Raw genomic sequence first — 19,654 nt, 5'->3', positions numbered from 1 at the left:
ACGGTCGGTCGCTCGGTGAAACACCATGCGAGGTGGAACTGGACCCAGGGGCCCGTCTCCGTCTTCTGTAGCTCGCGTAGCAGGGGATAGAGGCTCGCAAGGCCGAACCAGTCGACCGTGGCGACGCCACACGAGCGTTGACCGACGCGACCGGCTTTCCCTTGATGGTCAATGCTTTTGAAGGCATCGCGGGTGAGACGACCACGATGCGCTCCTTCATGCAGGCCCGCAAGTTGACCGACGCCACGGTTGTGGCTGACTCCGGTGCCGGCGGCCAACCGGAAAGCCATCGAGGACGCCGGACTGTCGTTCATCCTCGGCGCCCGCATCCCCGACGTGCCCTTCGTGGTGGCCGAGTGGCGAGCCGCACCATCCAGATCCAAGTCGGCGCCCACACCATCACCGCGGCCGATCCTCTCCCTGACGACCTCCGCCACGTCCTCGACCAGAACAATCGCGTGGGTACGCACTAAATTGTCCTAACTCTGGGCTTCGCGGCCACGCGCTGCAGACCTCTATCGAGCACTACAACACCGGCCGAAGCCACCAAAACCATGGGATCGGTCTGCGAGCACCGACCGACGACCGCAACGTCCCACTCCCCACCCGACCGACCGCATACATCGCCGCAAACGCCTCGGAGGACTCCTCAACGAGCACCAAGCCGCCACATGAAACCCCAGCTCAACAGCGACCGAGTTTTGACCAGGACCGTCACTCATCCGGCCCCGCGAGGAGCCCGTGGCCCGGCCCAGGATCGTTACGTTTATCGATGTGGATCGTGCCTCAAACCGCTTCTGGTGGACAGATTTTGCCCCCTTGACGAGGCACTTGTGTCGCAGTCTAATTAGCGCGTGTGGATCATGGGGCTGGGACGCAACAGGCCTCCCCGGTCCGTTAGAGATATCGACCCATCGGGAAGGAGTCGGAGATGAGCATGAGGCCCACGAGTCGGCGACAGTTCCTGCGGTTGGGAGGGGCGCTTGCTGCCGGAGTAGGCATCGCGTCGGCTCCGGCCGGGTTTGCCTCGGCATCGTCCAAGACCGGTCCGACGTCGACCCCTGGCCATACGGGCGATTGGCTGGCGTACCGGGAAGATTGCGCGCAGTGCTCGTACCCGGGAGACCCGGGCTTTGTCGCCAGGAGTCCTGAAGAACTAGATGCCGCTAAAGCCAGTTGGGAAACGCCGGAATATGGCTATTATACCGGCCATAATCCTTCTAATCCTGGCGCAGCGGTCGATTCCCCGTGGCAGCTCGTCGCGGTAAACGCGTCCACCGCCTATGCCCTAGGGTACTGCGGGCGGGGCGTCAAGCTGGGCATGATGGATTCGGGCTACAGGCCTACACACGAAGCATTTCAGACCGGGCTGATCGTGCCGGTGAGAGCGGAGGGTGTCTACGGCACGTCCGGCTTCGGGTATCGAAACGCAGCCACCCCGGCGAACCCGTTTACTAAGGGCGAGCGGTTCACTATCGCCGCTGATCAGGCGAGAACAAGTGACTACGGGCACGGGACCGGTATGCTTGGGGTTACCTCCGGCATACGCGATGGTAAAGACCAGCACGGCATCGCCTTTGGATCGAAGATTTATGTTGCCAATACCGGCGGGTCCGATACCCAGTCCCACGGTCCCTTCCACGATTACGTGTACTGGTACGCGGCCAATAAGGCCCTGGTCGACGCAGGCGCCCAGGTCATCAACAGCAGTTGGGGCTCTTATGTCCAGACTCTTGACAGAGCCCGCTTTGACGGTCTCGCAAACGATCTTGGAGCCAACGGCAACCTCGCCAACGCTTACCTACTGGCTGGCAAAGACAGTGCCAGCGCCACGGCAATGGCGACTATCGTTCCCAGCGAATACCTGAAGGATCTGGAGTACCAGTATTTCTTCTTCAAGAAAAGCTATTCGAAAGGCGGAATTCAATACAATCCTAAGTACCCCGGGCGTTCCTTCATGGATGCCATCTGGGAAGCCATCAAGGACAGCGGTACCGTCAACGTAAGGTCGGCCGGAAACAACGACTGGAGCAACCCGTATTTCCGCCCGGCGTATCCCCTCTTCAATCCCTGGGCGGAGAATCAGTTTGTAGCCGTCGGCGGGGTGCAACCGCCCACTGCGGCCAATCCCGAATACGCAAAGCAGTTCGGGTTTAACGAGGCGGGGCTGGCGAGATGGTGGACCGTCTCTACCCCTTCAAACAGCGTTCGTACCACGAGCAGCGCTGGTGATACCAACTATTCAAACTCAAGCGGCACGTCACCGGCAACGCCGGTTGCGACAGCGGTGATGGGAATTCTGCTCTCCCGCTATCCGAACATGGATGCCAAGCAGGTGCGTGAGCTGATGTTCACCACGGCGAACAATAAGATGTCGGACGGCGTGAGATTCCTCGGCACCGGGCAAACCTCCCCCTCCGGGGCATCCACCGACTGGACCGCTCCCGATGGTCTTCCGGACGCACGCTGGGGCTGGGGGATTCCCGATCTGGCCAAGGGCATGTACGGCCCCGGCCAGTTCCTGAGCCCCATGACCTACAACATGAATAAAGCGCCCCTGGACGTCTGGTCGAACGACATTAGCCAGATCGCGATCAAGGAAAGAGAGAAGGAAGATCGGCAGTGGCTGGCTGACTACAAGCGGCATGGCATTGCCTATGCCGGTGAATTCAGCCCCAACGTGCTGAATCCGGACGGCACGCTTAACGAACAGGCCTTCATGCTTCAGGGCATTTTGGCTGATCCTTACATCCAAGCTATTACTGACGGCCGTCCCGAGTTGTACGACAAAATCACCCATGCGGACGCCGTCAAGTGGCGCAAGGAATGGATGGATGCGCGCGCGGCCTACATCCAGCACAAGATCGACGAAAAGCTCTACACGGCTTCTTTGGTCAAGCAGGGCTCCGGGACGCTGATCATGGCGGGCCACGACACCTACGAGGGCGGCACGACGGTTGAGGGCGGTAAGCTTTCGATCAACGGCTCGCACGCAAGTTCGATCCTCGTCAAGGGCGGCACGCTCGGCGGCGGCGGTCGCGTGGCAGGCAGCATTCACGTCGACCGCGGCGTGCTGCAGCCCGGTCTGTCGTCCAAAGAAGCGGCGTCCGCGGCGTCAATCACCCTCGTCGACGTCGCGCCCGGCAACGTCCTGAACGTCGGCGGCGACGTGACCGTCAGCCGAGCGGGTCGCCTCGCCATCACCATCTCCGGCGACCACGACTACACGAGCGTGCGGGCTGCGGGTCACCTGAAGCTGGACGGCGAACTCACCCTGGACATTCGCGCGCGCCTCACTCCGGGCACGGTACTGACGATCATGAGCGGCGACTCGATCAAGGGCAACTTTCATTCCCTGCCGGAACGGCGGACGTTGAACGCGGGCCGCCACCTGTTCAGGGTGTCCTACCACCACGGCGATGTGACGCTGACCGTCGTGCGGACGCTGCCCGGAGCAGGGTCCGGCGGCGTCTAGCCGCACGTGGCCTGGCCAGCCAGGCTCAAGTTCGCCTGAGCCTGGCTGGCCAGGCTTCGCCCAGGTTCAGCCGCCCTGACCGCCACGGTCGCGAGGGGACACCGTCGACGTGGAGGCCGTCGCGAGGCTCGTGCGCCGGACCGCGACTGTCCCATACCCGGGCCTGTGCGCGGACACCGCGGTCGTCTTCCCGACCGCGGTGTCCGTCCTCCCGTCCACTGGTGTCCCGCACCGGGCCGCGGGTCACGAACTTCTCGCTGCGCATTTACGAGGTGATCCTGGAGTGCGCCTGCAGCAGCGACGTGTTATCCGAGCGACGCCACCGTCGAACGCGCCACCGGGTCGACCGAATTTGTGGCGCCGTTTAGCTGCCGAGCCTGCTGCTGCCGCTGGTCGGCGCGGTGCTGGTCCTGCAAGGCAACCCGCTCGCGGTGTCGACCGTGCTGCTACTCATCCTCGTCGTGCCCATCTGCCTGTACGTTTTCCCCAGGGTCCTGCGCACCGACCCGATGACCTATGTGTCCCACAAGTACCTGCGTGCCCGCGACACATTCCTGCCGCTGGCCGCGATGCTCGCCAACGTGGTGGCAATGGTGGTCGTGCTCGCCGGCCGGCTGCTGGGTTGAGGCAGGACTTTTCTATGTGACGCCGGCCCGGACTCGCCGGAACGCGACACCTGGATGATGACGTTCCGGACACGCCCCCGCACGAGCGCTTCCTCACCGGCTGGGTCGGATCGGTTGCCACTCGGCGCGATCTGGGACAGGTGCGTGCGCCGTGTGAAGCTTGTAGGGTGCCAAAACTAGATTCCGGGTGCTGACCTGCGGTTTTGAGGATTCGTTCAGGCGGCTCGGTGGTACTCGTTGATGGTTCCTTGCAGTCGTCGTCGGCGTTGGACGACGCTGTCGATCGGTTTAAGTACCTTCGGGTTGTGGTTGGGTGGCAGTTGTCCGCGCCCTTGGTGTGGTCGGTGGTCGTTGAGGTGTTGGACGTACTCGTTGAGGATCGTCCTGGCGTGCCGCTGGCCGTGGATGAGGAGGTGGTCGGTGTATTCCTCGCGCATGCTGTGGCCCCAGCGCTCGACGAAGCAGTTGGCACGGGGCGTGCGAGGCGGCGTCTTCACCACCTGCGGGCCCTTATCAGCGAGCACTGCGTCGAAGGGTGCACCGTATTGGGTGTCACGGTCGCGGATCAGGAACTGGAACGCGTTGGTTTGTTCTCCGAGGTCTATGACCGGGTTGCGGGCCTGTTGGGTGACCCAGGTCTGGGTTGGGTGTTCGGTCATGCCGAGGATGTGCACTCGGTGGGTGGCGATTTCCATTACGACCAGCAGGTAGAGCTGGCGCGGCGTAATCGTGTCGAGATGGAAGAAGTCGGTGGCCGGTAGCCCTGTCGCCTGGGTACGTAGGAACGTCCGCCGCGAGGTGTGGACCCCGCGTGGGGCGGGTTCGATCCGTTGGCTGGCGAGGATCTGTCGGATGGTGCCGAGCCCGACGCGGTGGCCGAGCCTGAGTAGTTCGCCCTGGATGCGTTTGTGGCCCCACCGCGGGTACTCGGCGGCCTCCGGTAGATCAACTCCCGGATTTCGGGGCTGACGGGCGGGCGGTCACCACGGCTTGGGTAGGTCCAGCGACGTCGCACCAGCCGGCGGTGCCAGGCCAGCGGGGTCGCCGGGTCACGATCTGGTGGACGCGGACCGGACGGGGTAGGAAATGGGCGAGCGTGGACAGGGTTGCCGGGTCTGGCCAGGACAGCCGTGGTCGGCTGCGGACCTGGCGGCGGAGGACCGCGGCCTCGTGGCGCAGCGCCAGCAGCTCCGCGAGCATGGCACTGTCACTGCGGGTCGCAGCGAGAAGGGCGTCGAACACGCGGATCGCGAACAGATAGATCAACCGAAACGCCATGACCATGAAGGTGCCTCAAACTTGCGAGGGACCAGTTCACAGCGCGTGTGACAGGTATTGGCACCGTACAGGGCATCGAGGCCTTGATTGCGTCTATGATGTCTTGTGCTACTGACTGTTTCTAATCTATCTTCCAGTCACGTCGCTGTAGCTCGCTTCTTACTCTGCCTTGGCGCACGGCCCAGAAGATGACAGCGTCGTCATGGTCATCGGTCACGAACTTGAAGCCGTCGCCCAGGACAGGGATCCGTCCACGTCTCGGGACGTTGCGGTAGCTTCCGGCGACCGGTGTCAGCGGGTCATCGACCGCGTCAGAGGTGGTCGTTGTGACCAGCCTTGTGGCACCGCTTATCCCGCCGAAGGTCCGGAAAGCTCGCGCCGGGCGACCGGGCCAGTCTCTTCCCGTCATCGGCTACCGGCATGTCTCCGTGCCTCGGCTGATGGCCGCTCGTGAGCGTTCCTCCACCTACGGCTTTGCCGCGATCGATGATCGTGGGCGGATCGCCGCGCGGCTCATCTTCGGAGCGCTCGGCTGGGTGCCCGGGACAACAGTGGCGTGCCGGGAGCGCGGCGGTCTGGTCGTGGTGTCCGCCGACCGTGGCGGCCCGATCCGGGTGTCGTTGAAGGGTCATCTGCGGCTGCCTGCGCCCGTCCGTCGTTGGTGTGGGTTGGAGGCTGGCAGTCGGGTCCTGCTCGTGGCCGACCCTGACATGGGGCGGTTGGTTGTCCATCCGCCGGCGGCGCTCGACGCGATGATCTCTCGGTATTACGCCGACGTGTTCGGCGGTGATGCCGTATGAGGGTTGATGGTGGGGCTTCGGGGCGGCCCGAGGTTGATGCGGCGCTGGTTTTGCTCGCCAAGCTGGGGTGACCCCTGCCGACCTGCTGGCTGGAGCGGCAGCGAACCGGCCACAGGTGCCGACGTTCGCGGAGTTCGTTCCCAGGGTCGCCGCTGCGGTCACGCCCGGGACGTTGAAGGCGTACGGCACGTACTGGAATCGGGTCGTCGACGAGTGGGGTTCCCGGCGGTTGAACGAGCCCGGTCCGCTGGAGATCGGGAGCTTGGGAAAGCAGATCCGGGCCAACCGCGTCATCCGCCGCAACGGTCGCGGGGGAAGCGGTGCGGAGGAGAATTACGTCGCGGCGATGCGGTGCCTTTACAAGCGGGCGGTCGACAACGGGTTCATCAGCGAGGCCGACAATCCGGCCTCCCGGGTGGCCAAACCGCGGAGGCAGGCCAGCAATAGGCACGCGTTAGCGGACAAGCGACTGACCGAGATCACCGAGATCGCCGCTACCACCGGCAATGATCCCGCGCTGGACTCGCTGCTACTGCGTTTTCACACCGAGACCGCGTGCCGGCGCGGTGGAGCGCTCAACCTCCGACGTTGTGACCTTGACGAGAGGCAGTGTCTTGTCCGTCTCCGGGAGAAGGGTGGGACTGAGCGCTGGCAGCCGGTGTCGCCGACGCTGATGCGGCACCTGCTTGCGCACTGGGGCGAACGTGGCGACGGCGATCCCACAGGCAAGCTCTTTTGGTTCCGCCACCGTCGTCCTGTCACGCACCGGCGTTACGACCACCTCTGGACCCGGATCGGGGAGCACCTGCCGTGGGTTGCCACGCAGGGCATCAGCGTGCACTGGTTACGGCACACCGTCATTACGTGGGTCGAGCGCACGTTCAGCTATGCGACCGCACGGGCGTTCGCGGGTCACAGCGAGTCGAGTGGTGATGTCGGGAGCACTGCTACCTACGCCAAGGCCGACCTCAGCGAACTCGCCGCGGTCGTCGCAGCGTTGACAGGCGAGGCCCATCCTCTCGCGCCACACGACGAAGACCAATGACCCACATCATGGCTCCTTGACCTGTACACCAGACGGGGTGCAGCGCACTAATCGATGTGTCCATTGTGCAGGTGAACCTGCTCGGGAAGTCGGTGCCTACGGCCATACAGGGTGATTCCTAGTGTGGTCGTGGGCGTGCTCCGGCCGTCAATGAACGCCCGCTTGGGTCGAGGCGGCGGGACCGGTGTTTGCGGAAGGTCCGGCCCGCCGCCGAGTGAGGACCGTACTACAACCACCCGCGTAAGCGGCCGTCGCGATCTCCGAAGCCCACCGCTTTCACACCGACCGATCCGGCGACGCCGCTGAGGGTGTGGGTGGTGGTGCGGAACATGGTGAAGGCTTGCCGCCTGGCGCCCGCACCACCGGACTTACACCTGTGCGTTCTGCCTGACAGCAGACCGCCTTGGAGACCGCATGCTGTTCAGCCAGATCGAGCGCGGACGGGGCAACCTTCCTCCGCAAGCTTCGCGGCAGGCGTTCCTGGTGAAGGACCGGTGGAACGATTACGGGTACGTCACCATGTTCCAGCTACTCATCGTCGATGACGCTGGGACCTGGCAGACGCTCTGAGCAATTTCCGAGCCGGGTGGCGTATATCTGGGCGAGGACGACGAGCGGGTTGGTCTCCGACGCGATCATCGGGTCGGCCAGGGGTCGACCGGGGCGGCGGCAACGGAGGGAAGACTGCGATGAGCGCGGTGAACATCGTTATCGCGATCCTGATCGTCGGCTGGCTGATCAGCCGGCAACTGCGGGAACGTCCGGTCTGGGAACGCGGCCGTACTCGCTGGTGTTGATTCTTGGGGCGATCGGCGTGGTCCAGGTCAGCGGCTACGCCGGCCGGACCAGCATCCCGGGCCGCCGCGTACGGGCTGCTCGTGGTCAGCCTGCTGATCGGCGTCGGGTTCGGGGTGGCTCGGGCCCGCCTGATGCACCTCTGGCGCGACCGGGGCATCCTGGTCCGGCAGGGCAACTGGACCACCGTCAGCTTGTGGATCATCGGGTTGGGCATCCACATCGCCAGCGACGCGGCGCTCGAAGCGGTCGCGCCGGCCGCCGCCGACCTCGGTACGGTCAGCCTCCTGCTCTATCTCGCGGTCATGCTGGGGGCCCAGCGTTGGGCCCTGCTGCGCCGCGCCGCCCGGCTCTTGACCGCCCGACCCGGCGGCGCCCCCACCGCAGGCGATCGACGTCCGCCTTCGGACGGCTGATCGACCAGCGGACGCCTCGTCAGCGGCCGATTTTGTCCAGTTCGCTTTTCTAGCGGTACGTCCCAGCCACAAGCTGCGTTTGTAGCGCGAGTTTCATAGCCGGTTGCCAAGCATCGCCCCTGATCGATGTTGGCGAGTGTCAGCGCTACCGGGCGGCTCTGTGGGTGAGCGCGTGGTGGTGACAAGCCCTGCGGCGTTGTCATGGCTGGTGGCGCCAGGTGAGAAGGGGATAGCGCACGCCTTCGCGGGTGAGGGGTTCGCTACCGTCGGGCCGGAATCCGGCGGCGCGGGCGACGGCAGCGCTGGCGGTGTTGTCGGTGGGGATGCGCACGAGAACGGCGTTCATGCCGAGTGTGCGGGCAGGCCAGTGATGCCGTGAGCTTCACGTGGGCGTGCTTGACAGGCTCGAAGCCTACCCACACACTTAGTCATGTGCCTAAGTATCAGGGTGGGCTCGACCGGATGTTCCACGCCCTCGGCGACGCCAGTCGCCGCGCGATGGTGGAGCGGCTGACGCGCGGGCCCGCGTCGGTGAGCGAACTCGCCCGCCCGTTCGACATGGCCCTGCCCACCGTGGTCCAGCACCTCGGCGTGCTCGAAGCAGCCGGCATCGTGGCATCCAGCAAAGTTGGCCGGGTCCGGACATACCAGCTCAACGCCGACGCGCTCAGCCCAGCCGCCGAATGGATCGGCCGGCAGCGTCTACCCGCCGAGCGTCGTCTCGACCGGCTCGCCGCCTTCCTCGACCCGCCCACGAACAAGGAGACGACATGAACGACACAGTCGAACGCAGCCAGACGCACGCCACCTTCGTCATCGAGCGCAACTACCCCGTGCCCGTAGCCGAGGTCTGGCACGCCCTTTCCGACGACGCCGCACGAGACCAGTGGTTCGGCGGTGGGCCGACGTTCGAGGTCGAAGACAAGTCGCACGACTTCCGCGTCGGCGGACGCGCCATCGAGGAAGGTCGGTGGCATGGCGGCCCACGATCACGGTTCGAGTCCGTCTACACCGACATCGTCGACCAGCGCCGCATCGTCTTCACCTATGACATGTGGGTCGACGACCAGCACCTGTCCACATCCCTCACCACCATCGCCGTGGAGCCCGACGGCGACGCCACCCGCCTGACGTACACCGAACAGGGCGTCCACTTCGACGGCCTGGACTCCGCCGAAGGCCGCGAGGAGGGCACCCGGGGCATCCTCGACGGCCTCGCATCCTTCCTGACGCGAGACCGCCGACCGTGACCGATACCGGAACCGCTGAAGCCACGGCACCACCGCCCGCCCCCGGTAGGACGAACACCGGCCGACTGGCGTTGATCGCCGCCGCGCTCGCCGGCCTACTCATCACCAACCTGGCCGTCTACGCCGTCGGCCGCGCACTCGGCGGCGCCTTCACCTACCCGCAGAACGGCACCACCACACAGGTCGACTCGGTCTCGATCACGTTCATGTCGCTCGTGCCGTTGGGCTTCGGCCTGACGCTGGTCGCAGCGCTTTCCCGCATGTGGTCGACGGTCATCCCCATCGCACGGGTCGCCACTCCCGTGCTCGCCGTGGCCACCATCGCGGTGATGACGATCCCCGCCGGATTCGACACCACCAGCACCGTGTCCCTCGCGGCGATGCACCTGACCATCATCCCGGCGGCCCTTCTCTCACTCAACGCTCTTCCGCGCCGCCGCGGCCGGAGCACGCACCAGACCCCACCCAATTAGTCGCCAGGAGGAAGCGCCGCCGAACCCGTCAGCAGGGAGATACCCGATCGTCGCGCCGAACCGGGCGCGACGGTCGAGCTGAGGTAGCCGATCGACGCACTGTTTTGGCATGACAAGGCGGGACGACATAGCGTCGGCTACATACAGTGACGACCGGACAGGCCAACGACGCTGTACCTGCCGAAAATGTTGAGGCCTGTGTTCGTTGTAGAAGACCTCGTACTCGCGGAGCGGGTGTAGTAGATGTCGCTGGTTGAGAATCAGTGTCCGGTCGAGGAGTTCACGTCGGCAGGTCCGTATCCAGCGTTCCTTGATCGCGTTCATCCGGGGTGTCCGGACGCCTGTGTGTACCACGGTGATGCCGGCGTCGGCGGGCACCCGGTCGAACAGGGTCGGGTATTTGCCGTCCCGGTCGCGGATCAGGTATTTCACCGGGCGTCTCGCGTCTTCGAGGTCCATGACCAGATTCCGGGCGGTCTGGGTCACCCAGGCTGCGGTGGGATGTGTGGTGGCGCCGAGGATCCGGATGCGGCGGGTGGCGTGTTCGATGACCGCCAGGACGTAGAGGCGGGCGCCGGTCAGGGTGGTCGTTTCGATGAAGTCGGCGGCGATGACGGCCTGCGCCTGGGATCGTAGGAACGCCGCCCACGTGCTGCTGGTGCGTTGAGGTGCCGGATCGACTCCGGCATCCTTCAGGATCTTCCAGATGGTGGAGGCGGCGACCTTGACGCCCAGGACGAGCAGTTCGCCGTGGGTGCGGCGGTATCCCCAGGTGGCGTTCTCCGAGGCTAGGCGCAGGACGAGCCGACGGATGGACCGGACTGTTCGTGGTCGCCCGAGTTGGTGGGGGTGGGAATGTCTGGCGTGTCGGCGGGCGGTCAGGTGCCGGCGCAGCACCGTCTCGGGGCGGATCAGTAGCCGCGGGTGGTTCAGTGCGGTTCGCGGCAACGGGTGTAGCAGGGCGGCCAACTATGCCCGGTCCGCCGGGGTGAGTTGGACGCGGTCGCCGTGCGGTTGTCGTTTGAGGACCGTGATCTGGTGCCGGAGCGCGAGGATTTCGGTGTCTTTGTCGTGGTCGCTCATGGGTAGCAGTCGTAGCAGGGCGAGGGTGTTGGTCACGCCGAGGTAGGCCAGTCGAAACAGCACACCCCCTCGTCGCGCAGTACTCGACGTAGACAACCGTTGCGATCCAGCCGAGAGGTTCCACGTCTTCAGCGGAGCCTTCCGCCTCGATGATTTAGATGGCTGCGGCCAGGACGGATGAGCTTTTCGGCACTCACAGCGCCGCCGGAAGATCCTCAACGGGCTGATCAACGAATACTCCCAGGTGGCGTAGCCGTAACCGACTCTCCGAGCGGTACAGGGTCCGATCGAGCAACGTACCCAGTCCGTACACCGTGACGCCGTGAGCCCCGTCACCTTCGGCTGGGCTCTTCCGGGGTCGCGGCTCCGGTCAGCGCCCGCAGCTCGGCGGCCTTCGCGGCCTTGCCCAGCCGATCGAAGATCTCGTACGCCTCCTGGAACGCCCGGCGGGCCGCGGGCGGGTCGACCTCGGCGTAGGCCCGGCCCAGGTTGGTCAGGGCCGCGGCCTGCAGGGAATGCCAGCCGCGGGTGCGCCACAGCGCGACGGACTGCTCAAGGTAAACGATGGCTCCGGCCGGCGTGCCGTTCGCCAGCTCGTCCATGCCGAGCAGTTCGAGTGCCTCGGCCATGTGATGGTTCATGCCGTATCTGCGGCTAAACGCCAGTGACGTCTCGGCCGTCTCCCGCGCGGCCGGGTCGTTCTGCCGCAGCTGCAGCCGGGCCAGCGCGAGCAGCGTCAAGACCTCCGGATACCGGTCCCGGTACCGGCGGGAGATGGCCAGCGACTCGTCGAGCAGCCGCCGGCTCTTGTCGAGATCGCCCAGCTCACGGTGGGCGATGCCGCAGAACTGCAGCCCGGTGGCCACCCACCGGGGGTTGCCCAGTCTACGGGCCCGGTCGAGCGCGGCGGCGGCGTGCGCGGCCGCGCTCTCGAACTGCCCGTGCTCGAAGTTCGCGACCCCGAGCAACAGGTACGCGCGGGCCTGGCCGCCGAGATGGCCGGAGCGTGCGGCGAGCTGGAGCGCCCGGGTGGCCGTGTCGACCGCCTCCTCGTACCGGCCGGCCGCGGTCAGGGCCCAGGCGCACATCACGGCGGCGTCGGACCGGCCCGGCTCGTGCCCGAGCCGGCGGAACATCTCCAGCAGCCGGATCGCCTCGTCGTGCAGCCGGGCCATCTGGTCGTCGTCCCGCTCGCCGGCGGTCCACGTCGTGACGTCGAGCAGCCCGCGGAGCATCACCGCCTCGCCGAGGAGATTGCCGGTGTCGCGGCAAAGGTCCATCACCCGCGAGTTGAGATTGCTCCAGTCCGTGTACATGCCGCGGAGGTCGAAATATTTCTCCAGCCCGGCGGTCAGGTCGAAGGCGAGGTTGTCGAGGCCGAGCCGGCATGCCTGGCGCACCGCGCTCACCAGTGCGGCCCGTTCCGCGTCGAACCACTCGACGGGCGCGGTCTCCAGGCTGTCCGTGATGCCGGGATCGATCGGCGGGCGCGGCTCGGGGCTGCTGATGAGGGCGTAGCACGGACCGGGTACCGCCGGTGCCATCCGATGGGCGAGCGTGGCCCAGCTACCAAGGCCCCGGTTCACCGCCTGCGCGATCGCGTCCGACGAGAGCGCCTTGCGACCGGACTCGATCGCGAACAGCCGCACCAGGTCGTGGAAGTGGTAGCGAATCTGCCCTGCGGCATCGGTACCCGTCACGGCGAGCAACTGAGCGTCGACGAGGGCCTCCAGACACTCGGTCGCCTGCGCCGGCGGGCGGTCGAGGACGGTCGCGGCGAGCCAGCCGGAGAAGTCGGGCACCTCGAAGAGGGCGAGCAGATGGAAGAGCTGCCGGGGCTCGTCGTCGAGCTCGCGGTAGCTCAACGCGAGCGACGCCCGCACCGCGAGGTCTCCGGTGCTCAGCCGGTCCAGCCGCCGACGCTCGTCGGCGAGCAACGTCGCCAGGTCGGCCAGCTGCCACGCCGGCCGGGCGGCGAGCCGCGCTCCGGCCACCCGTACGGCCAACGGTAGGCCGCCGCAGAGCTCGGCGATCTCGGCGGCGGCCGCGACGTCCCTAGCCAACCGGTCGTCTCCGGCGATCCGGGCCAGCAGCCGGATCGACTCGCCGGGAGAGAACATTTCGAGGTCGACGTGCTGCGCGCCCTCGAGGCCGGCGAGTCGGAGGCGACTGGTGAGCAGCACGCCGCAGGTCCCCGCGCCGGGCAGCAGCGGGCGGACCTGCCGCTCGGAGCTGGCGTTGTCGAGCACGACCAGGACCCGGCGATCGGCGAGCATCGTGCGGTAGATCTCGGCCCGCTCGACCGGATCGGCGGGTATGGCGCGGCTGTCGACGCCGACCGCGCGCAGGAACCGCGCCAGCACGTCGCTGGGCTCCAGCGGGCTCGCCTCGGCGTCGCGGAGGTCGACCCAGAGCTGGCCGTCCGGATAGGCCTTCGCCAGGGAGTGCGCCACGTGTACGGCGAGCGCCGTCTTGCCGACCCCACCCATGCCGCAGATGGCCGCGACCACCAGGGCGCCGGAGTTCGAGCCGTCCCTCGGGCCCGGCCGCAGTAACTGCCGCAGCGTCCCCACCTCTGCGTCCCGGCCGGTGAAGTCCGGGATGTCCGGCGGCAACATCTGCGGGGCGGGCCATGGCTGCCGGCCGGTGTCGGCCCCGTCCCGCGCCGGCCCGGGTAGGTCCGGGTCGCCGGCCACCGCGGCCTGGCCGCCCCGGCTGAACAACGCGTCCCGTACCGCGACCCAGGCGGTGACCGACTCCTCGTCGAGGCCGCAGGCGCGGACGAACCCGGCGACCACCTCCCGCCTGGGCAGGGTGGAGCGGCTCAACGCGGAGGCGATGGTGCTCAGCGCTAGCTGGTCGCCCGACGCCCGGGCCTTGGCGGCGAGTTGGCGGAAGGTGAGGCCCGACCAGAGCCGTAGTTCGCGCAGCGCCACGATGAACTCGATCGGTGTGGACGCTTCCTGTGGCTGCGGCGGAACGACACCGAACTGGGTCATTGCCTTCCCCGGGAGCGCTGACATCCGTCGATGCCAACCCTATCGCCCGCCGGTGGTCGCGCCCACCTGGGCGCGGAGCCGACATCCGTTGTTCATCTCTGCGCGCGGTCCGGTCGGGCGGGCGCACGTACGCCGGTGGGCGCCCGCGGCGCGGGCGCCCACCGGGTGTGGTTTGGGTCAGACGCGCCAGATGTTGTACTTGGGCTCGACGAAGCCACTGATGGTCCAGCTGCCCAGCCGATCGCCGATGTGGGCGCCGCCACTGCTGGTCCAGCGGGTGACCGCGTTGCTCTGGTTGCCGCCGATCTCCACCGTCACGCCGCTGGCGTTGGCGCTGATCACGAGGCCGACGTGTTCGGCGTAGGTGCCGGTGCTGTTGGCGGCGAAGACGATCGCGTCGCCGGGCTTGGGTTGGTAACTGGCGGTGGTCTTCCAGGTGTCGTGCTTCTTCCCGTACGCGATGAAGCTGGCCGCGGCGGCGGTTAGCACGCCGGTGTCGTGCACGTTGACGTTGCGCCACACCCAGCGGGCGAAGTCGGCGCACCACACACCGGGGTTGGGGCAGCTGTAGTAGTCGGCGCAGCTGGTGTAGCCCTGCTCCAACCGGCTCGCGGCGAGGGACTGGATGTCACACTTCTGCCACGAGTTCCAGCCCTGCCCCTCCAGCCATCCCCGGCACCACGGCGTCTTTCCGTCCGGGCCGATCCCCTGGATGTTGCGCCGCCCGTTGATCGCCGCGAACGCCAGGACCCGGTCCGTCACGTTGCCGCCGAGGGATTTCCAGCCGCCGGTCCCACCGTTGATGTGCCAGACGGCGTTGTCGGTACCTATCACGTAGGTCTCCGGTTGGGTGCCGCCCCAGTTGTGGTCGTCGAACTTGGTGCCGCAGAGGTAGTAGCCGGTGTAGCCGTGCCGGGTGATGGCACACGCCGCCGCCGCCCGGGTCGTCGAGGCCGGCGTCGCCGAAGCCAGGCTCCCCGTCGTGGCCTGCCGGCCATTTGGCGTGGCCTGGGCGGTGCTGGCGGTGGCGACAACGGCGCCGCCGGCCACTGCGAGCCCCAGCAGTAGTGCCGTGAGTCTCCTGCGCATGTGCGCGTCCCTCCGAATTGAATGCCGTCCTTGCTGGACGATTCCAATTGCATCAGCGCGCGGCATTCACGGAAATGGCTCAGGTCGTTCGGATCTGTTCGGCACAGAGCCGAACAAGATTCCCGGCCCGCGCGGTTGACGTTTCACGGGCTGCTGCCCGCGATGTCCTTGACGGACCCTCCCGGGCAGCAGCCCGTCCGAGGTCGGGATCACCGGGTTCACCGGCGCGTCGGGCAGTCCCCGGCCGATGTCCTGCCAACACGTGCGGGTCTGTGGATCTAACGGTGTTTCCAGCCTGACCCACCAGGCGTTGTGCCTGGTGAGGAGGATGCCGTGATGACCGCGACACTGATCGATCAGACCGGGCGCATACTAACCAAGATCACCGGAAACACCGTTAGCGAGACACTCCCGTCGCCGCTGCCTGGCGGCCCTTACCGGCGAGTCGCATCCGCTGGTGTGAACCAGGATGCGCGACACGGGTGGCTTGTTCTGTGACCGTAGATATGTGCGGTGTTGGATGACACGCCGCCCAGCGTCTTCGACGGGCGGCGTGGGTGGGTTCCGGCTGGGGTAACGGGCAGGACCCCGGGCGTGCGCGGTGGCCGAGCGACCAGGAAGGTCAGCGGCTGCCGCGGATACCAGGTGAAGGACTGGCGCGGCCGTCTGGCTGCGCCGGGCGCTGGTCGTGCGTAGATCAGCATCCGGCTGACGTGCAGTGGGGCCATGAAGTGCCCGAGGTACGGTCGCCCTCCCGACGTCGAACGTCGTGCGTTCCGGTAGCAGACGTTGTCGCTCGGCCATGGCGCACGTGGCTAACATGCTGCGGTGAGCGATGATGCCCGACGCCAGACGGCGCTTCTGACGATGTGGGAACGATTCCCCGCAGTCGCAGCGAAGGTGCGGCAGGTATACGGTCTGCGACTCCCTCGTCACCTCGCCGTGTTCTGTGCCCTTTGGAAGAGCGTTGACACCGCTGAGCGGGAGGCATTGGACTACCTGATGGTGAGCCCGTTCGGTCTTACGGAGTACTTCGGCGAGGACGGTCTGCAACTAGTGGGCCGCGACGGGCTGGACGAGCGACTCAACGGCCGATTCCGGCGCGACCCGGCCGAGTTCGTGACCGTGTTGATGGGCGGCTCCGACGGCCTGCATTACGGGCTCTGGTACGACGATCCGGCCGAGCTTCCGTCGTTCGTCGTGCACAACTACGCCCGGGACTCCGCCGAGACATGGACGAACCGCTCCCCAACCCTGCTGGAGGAGTTCCGTTGGAACGTCCGCGCAGTGTTGTCCGACTACGGCGACACCAGCGAGGAGGCAGAGCTGCTGCGGCCGCTCACCGCCGCGCTGGACTGGTTCGCCACGGCGGACCGCGAGGCGCTGGAGAGCGACGGCGAGCGGCGCTGGGCGACGGTGGCGCGGCCGTCCGGCGGAATCTCGATCTTCCCGGCACTGCCCCCGCGCAGCGGGGAAGCGCGCCTCACCAAGTCGTACGACCGCATCTCGGGCTTCCAAACCGGCACGCCACAGGCTGCGGCGTGGATCGCGCAGGCCGAGCGGGAACTGGCCGGTGGCGAGCCCGCGTTCGCTCTCGCCCTCGGCGGCGAGCTGCACTGGGTGGACCGCGACGAGTACCGGTCCCAGTCCCGCGACCTCCTTGCCGGCGCCTACCGGGCGCTGGGCCGCGACGCTCTGGCCGAGATCGTCGAGGTGCACGCCGCGCATCGCGACCTGCGCTCCGTCAACGTGCTCGTTGCGCCGGATCAGCTCTGACCCCAACCGTCCACGATGCTGGTCGGGCCACCGCTCGTGCCGGAATCTGTCCCAACTGTTGGGGTTGCGTCCGCCGGGTTACGGGCGGTCCCCAAATCATGGCCGATCTGGCCAATGCTGCGCTGCACCACACGTGACCGGCGTCACCAACATCGCCGCAGCCAGTCGGCATGACGCCCACGAGCAACCGACCGCTGGGTGGATCTACCTGGCGTCACCCGACGACTTTGCCGAGGACCTGGGGGCGAGCAGCCGATGCGCCGATCCAGCGATCGCCGGTCGTTGGCACCGCGAGTGGGTGGGTTTGCTGGTCAACATCGCCAGCGCGCGTGCCACCTCGTACACGTCGGCGCGGACATAGGTCGGGGTCGTGCCGGCATCGTTTTTGCCGTCGTGGCCCGCGTACGTCCGAGCGACCGCGTAGCCGAAGTGACGTTCCACCCATGTCAGCGTCGTGCGAGAGGGTGATTCGGTAGTGTATGTCCGTTGTGGGTTTGGCTGTAGGTTAGAGGCCCTGTTCGTGAGGCTACGTGGACGGCGGTGGCGGGGCGAGGGTGAACAGGCCGGCCTCGGGCTTGATGTCCCCCGGGTAACGCGGAGGGTTTGATGTTCTCCGAGCTACCGGGGGAACCTCAACATCGACCCGCCTTCACCTCCCACGTCGGTGACGCCGACACATTCCCGAGGATCGACGTCCGGGTGGAGGACACCGGCACGGCGAGCGGCTGGTGGCTGAACTGGATGAAGGTGGACCGACCTCGGCAACTGCTGACACAGCACCGCCGCCCCGACCAAACCGGTCCGGGCGGCGGCTGTGGCTGTGGCCGTTATGTGCGACGGTTACTCGTAGACCAATCCGATGCCCGGGATGCACTTGGGCTTCGTGGGGACCGAAAGGAGTTCATCGATCCTCATCGGAATGTGCAGCGGTCCGCCCTGGATCTGCACCCCGGTGTAATACTGAGCGAAGGTTGGATAGAAGATGTCACACGGGTCCTTCGGAATGTAGTCGACCGGGATCCAGGTTGAACCCCCGTTACCACCACCCCCACCTGAGCCCTGGTCGGAACCGCCCGGAACCGGGTTGCCACCGGTCGGTGACCGCCAGTTCGGGTTGAACCAGAGGTCGTGCTGGATCACGATGCCGGTCGGGGTGATGAATCGGCAGACGCTGTCAATCTCGGTTTCCTCGCACACGTCCGTCGGGTTCGTGGCCGCGTATTGAAGGGCCGCGTTTGCCTCCTCCTCCGACGTGGCCAACGGCTGCGCGTTGACGGTCACCTTGTCGAAGTTCGGCCCGCTCGGGAAGAGTGACGGGAACTTTCCGGCCATGAAGGTCGCGAGCGCCCTGCCGATGGCCACCGAGCCGAGCTCGTTCGGGTGGAAGCTTTCCTGGAACGACTTGAAAAATTGTCCCTGGAAGAAGAGGTCGTTGCGGTAGACGAGCCCTTGGATGTACGAGTTGGGCTGACCGAGCTCGTGTCCGGCGACCACGCTCGTTCCGTTCGGCCCGGCGGTGTTCGGGTCGAAGACGTGGACCTTCGTCCCCGGATACCGGGATTCGAACAGTGCCACCCCGTCCCGGATGGCCTGGTTCACCTTGACCGCGAACGGATACATCAGGTCCATGCTCCGGCCGGTGACCTCGCGGATGCCGATGTTACCCGACTGCTTGACCGCCATCGGGTAGAGCGACACCACGATCTCGGCTACCGGATGGGTTTCCTTCACGCTGAACAACCCGTCCGCGACCTTGTCCTTGAGGCCGTCGATCCGCGGCTGCAGTCGGCCCACCTCTACGGCCACCGCCTGCTCCTGGTCCCGCTCCCATGCCTGCACCCGGAAGCCGCCGGTTCTCGGGTTCATGTACGCCTCGACCGCCGTGCTGACCAGGTCGGCGAAGCCGGCGTCGTTTCCGCCGAGCCCGAAGTAGGCGATTTTCGCCATGGTCGGGACGTCCTGGGCCTGGGGCTGGTTACGGATGGCCGAGCAGGACCTGCATTCCTTCTGCGGCTCGTCAAGGTGCTTGATCCACGCCCCAGACGAGGCATTGAAGAAGAGACGGTCACGAGTGACAACCGCCGGCATCGTCTCCGAGGTGAGATTCATGCTCCGGAACGGATGCCGGCCCATCTCCAGGGCCGCCCACGCTACGGAGAACGGGGCGAGACCGGACTGGTGCCGGAAGTCCTCCGTTCCGTCGGCCTTCGTGACGTACCTGTGGTTATGGCTCGCGCCCTCACCGCTGGTGTAGCTGTCGCCGTAGACGACGGCGTCGTACGGTTCCGGGCCGAGGCTGATACAGGTCGGCGGGCACTGCGGCAGGGTCGGTGGCCGCGGGATCCCCGGGTTCGGCGGCAACGGATAGCCGGGCGGTAGTGGCGAGAGTGACGGAAACGGCGGCCGAGGCGGCAGCGGTATCGGATCGGCGCTGACCATGGCTGCCGGCAGGAGTAGCCCCAGGGTGGCGAGCAACGCCGTCAGGACCACGCGGGTCCGGGTACGTCTGGTGACACGAAAGGGTGACATGTGCACATCCCTTGATGGTC

General features: G+C 66.6%; 19 protein-coding genes and 1 pseudogene. 11 read left to right on the top strand and 9 right to left on the bottom strand.

The annotated features are described in order from the left end of the window. Positions 1 to 137 precede the first annotated feature (137 nt). The 3 genes and pseudogenes from BDK92_RS40100 to BDK92_RS04390 form a co-directional block, all read left to right on the top strand. Positions 138 to 363 (top strand): annotated as a pseudogene (locus BDK92_RS40100) (IS1634 family transposase); the annotation flags it as partial. Between the two features lie 568 nt (positions 364 to 931). Further along, on the top strand, positions 932 to 3,475 hold the full coding sequence (locus tag BDK92_RS04395; RefSeq protein ID WP_121154825.1) for a S8 family serine peptidase: 2,544 nt from the start codon (positions 932 to 934) through the stop codon (positions 3,473 to 3,475). A 401-nt stretch (positions 3,476 to 3,876) separates the two neighbouring features. Continuing rightward, positions 3,877 to 4,101, top strand: a complete 225-nt coding sequence (locus tag BDK92_RS04390; RefSeq protein WP_121154822.1) for a hypothetical protein — start codon at positions 3,877 to 3,879, stop codon at positions 4,099 to 4,101. A 215-nt stretch (positions 4,102 to 4,316) separates the two neighbouring features. Here the strand turns inward: BDK92_RS04390 and BDK92_RS40095 are convergent, their stop codons facing one another. Then, positions 4,317 to 4,796 carry an integrase core domain-containing protein gene (locus BDK92_RS40095; protein WP_246016801.1) on the bottom strand — a complete coding sequence of 160 codons (480 nt, stop codon included), beginning with the start codon at positions 4,794 to 4,796 and terminating at the stop codon, positions 4,317 to 4,319. Between the two features lie 250 nt (positions 4,797 to 5,046). Continuing rightward, complete coding sequence (locus BDK92_RS40090) at positions 5,047 to 5,379, bottom strand: hypothetical protein (RefSeq protein ID WP_246016799.1); 333 nt, start codon at positions 5,377 to 5,379, stop codon at positions 5,047 to 5,049. A 317-nt stretch (positions 5,380 to 5,696) separates the two neighbouring features. On the opposite strand from BDK92_RS40090, the gene BDK92_RS40085 reads away from it, so the two are divergent. From BDK92_RS40085 to BDK92_RS04370, 4 genes are all read left to right on the top strand, one after another. Then, entirely contained in the window at positions 5,697 to 6,179 is a 483-nt protein-coding gene (locus BDK92_RS40085; RefSeq protein WP_246016797.1) for a hypothetical protein, read from the top strand. A gap of 67 nt (positions 6,180 to 6,246) precedes the next feature. After that, the gene (locus BDK92_RS04375) at positions 6,247 to 7,224 is read left to right on the top strand and encodes a tyrosine-type recombinase/integrase (RefSeq protein ID WP_246016796.1); all 978 of its coding nucleotides are present in this window, start codon (positions 6,247 to 6,249) and stop codon (positions 7,222 to 7,224) included. Positions 7,225 to 7,638: 414 nt separating this feature from the next. Further along, a complete protein-coding gene (locus BDK92_RS38780) occupies positions 7,639 to 7,794 on the top strand; it encodes a hypothetical protein (RefSeq protein ID WP_170208486.1) in 156 nt (51 codons plus the stop codon). 230 nt (positions 7,795 to 8,024) lie between these two features. Further along, positions 8,025 to 8,435, top strand: a complete 411-nt coding sequence (locus BDK92_RS04370) for a hypothetical protein (RefSeq protein ID WP_147456903.1) — start codon at positions 8,025 to 8,027, stop codon at positions 8,433 to 8,435. Between the two features lie 199 nt (positions 8,436 to 8,634). Here BDK92_RS04370 and BDK92_RS39590 read toward each other — a convergent pair whose 3' ends face one another. Continuing rightward, positions 8,635 to 8,781, bottom strand: a complete 147-nt coding sequence (locus tag BDK92_RS39590; RefSeq protein WP_211349074.1) for a hypothetical protein — start codon at positions 8,779 to 8,781, stop codon at positions 8,635 to 8,637. 86 nt (positions 8,782 to 8,867) lie between these two features. Between BDK92_RS39590 and BDK92_RS04365 the strand changes: the two genes are divergently transcribed. The 3 genes from BDK92_RS04365 to BDK92_RS04355 are packed head-to-tail and all read left to right on the top strand — an operon-like array spanning position 8,868 to position 10,158. Further along, positions 8,868 to 9,209 (top strand): ArsR/SmtB family transcription factor, encoded by a 342-nt coding sequence (locus BDK92_RS04365; protein ID WP_246016794.1) that lies wholly within the window; start codon positions 8,868 to 8,870, stop codon positions 9,207 to 9,209. Continuing rightward, positions 9,206 to 9,685 (top strand): SRPBCC family protein, encoded by a 480-nt coding sequence (locus tag BDK92_RS04360; RefSeq protein WP_121154816.1) that lies wholly within the window; start codon positions 9,206 to 9,208, stop codon positions 9,683 to 9,685. The genes BDK92_RS04365 and BDK92_RS04360 overlap by 4 nt, the downstream gene beginning before the upstream one ends. After that, positions 9,682 to 10,158, top strand: a complete 477-nt coding sequence (locus BDK92_RS04355; RefSeq protein WP_121154814.1) for a DUF6069 family protein — start codon at positions 9,682 to 9,684, stop codon at positions 10,156 to 10,158. Before BDK92_RS04360 ends, BDK92_RS04355 begins: the two co-directional genes overlap by 4 nt. On the opposite strand, the gene BDK92_RS40080 is transcribed toward BDK92_RS04355, so the two are convergent. From BDK92_RS40080 to BDK92_RS04340, 4 genes are all read right to left on the bottom strand, one after another. Then, positions 10,099 to 11,106 (bottom strand): integrase core domain-containing protein, encoded by a 1,008-nt coding sequence (locus tag BDK92_RS40080; RefSeq protein WP_246016792.1) that lies wholly within the window; start codon positions 11,104 to 11,106, stop codon positions 10,099 to 10,101. The two genes, BDK92_RS04355 and BDK92_RS40080, sit on opposite strands and share 60 nt — an antisense overlap. Before the next feature lie 21 nt (positions 11,107 to 11,127). Then, the gene (locus BDK92_RS39580) at positions 11,128 to 11,304 is read right to left on the bottom strand and encodes a hypothetical protein (RefSeq protein WP_246016790.1); all 177 of its coding nucleotides are present in this window, start codon (positions 11,302 to 11,304) and stop codon (positions 11,128 to 11,130) included. Between the two features lie 269 nt (positions 11,305 to 11,573). Continuing rightward, on the bottom strand, positions 11,574 to 14,240 hold the full coding sequence (locus tag BDK92_RS04345; RefSeq protein WP_170208485.1) for an ATP-binding protein: 2,667 nt from the start codon (positions 14,238 to 14,240) through the stop codon (positions 11,574 to 11,576). A 177-nt stretch (positions 14,241 to 14,417) separates the two neighbouring features. Further along, complete coding sequence (locus BDK92_RS04340) at positions 14,418 to 15,329, bottom strand: CHAP domain-containing protein (protein WP_170208484.1); 912 nt, start codon at positions 15,327 to 15,329, stop codon at positions 14,418 to 14,420. Between the two features lie 1,002 nt (positions 15,330 to 16,331). On the opposite strand from BDK92_RS04340, the gene BDK92_RS04330 reads away from it, so the two are divergent. Further along, on the top strand, positions 16,332 to 17,105 hold the full coding sequence (locus BDK92_RS04330; protein ID WP_170208483.1) for an ADP-ribosylation family protein: 774 nt from the start codon (positions 16,332 to 16,334) through the stop codon (positions 17,103 to 17,105). 204 nt (positions 17,106 to 17,309) lie between these two features. Here BDK92_RS04330 and BDK92_RS39575 read toward each other — a convergent pair whose 3' ends face one another. After that, positions 17,310 to 17,546, bottom strand: coding sequence for a hypothetical protein (locus tag BDK92_RS39575; RefSeq protein ID WP_211349072.1), 237 nt, complete (start codon positions 17,544 to 17,546; stop codon positions 17,310 to 17,312). Between the two features lie 399 nt (positions 17,547 to 17,945). Further along, positions 17,946 to 19,634, bottom strand: a complete 1,689-nt coding sequence (locus tag BDK92_RS04320) for an SGNH/GDSL hydrolase family protein (protein ID WP_121154800.1) — start codon at positions 19,632 to 19,634, stop codon at positions 17,946 to 17,948. Positions 19,635 to 19,654: the final 20 nt, after the last annotated feature.

The sequence above is a fragment of the Micromonospora pisi genome, assembly GCF_003633685.1.
Taxonomy (GTDB): domain Bacteria; phylum Actinomycetota; class Actinomycetes; order Mycobacteriales; family Micromonosporaceae; genus Micromonospora_G; species Micromonospora_G pisi.
This window is presented reverse-complemented; position numbering and strand designations above follow the sequence as displayed.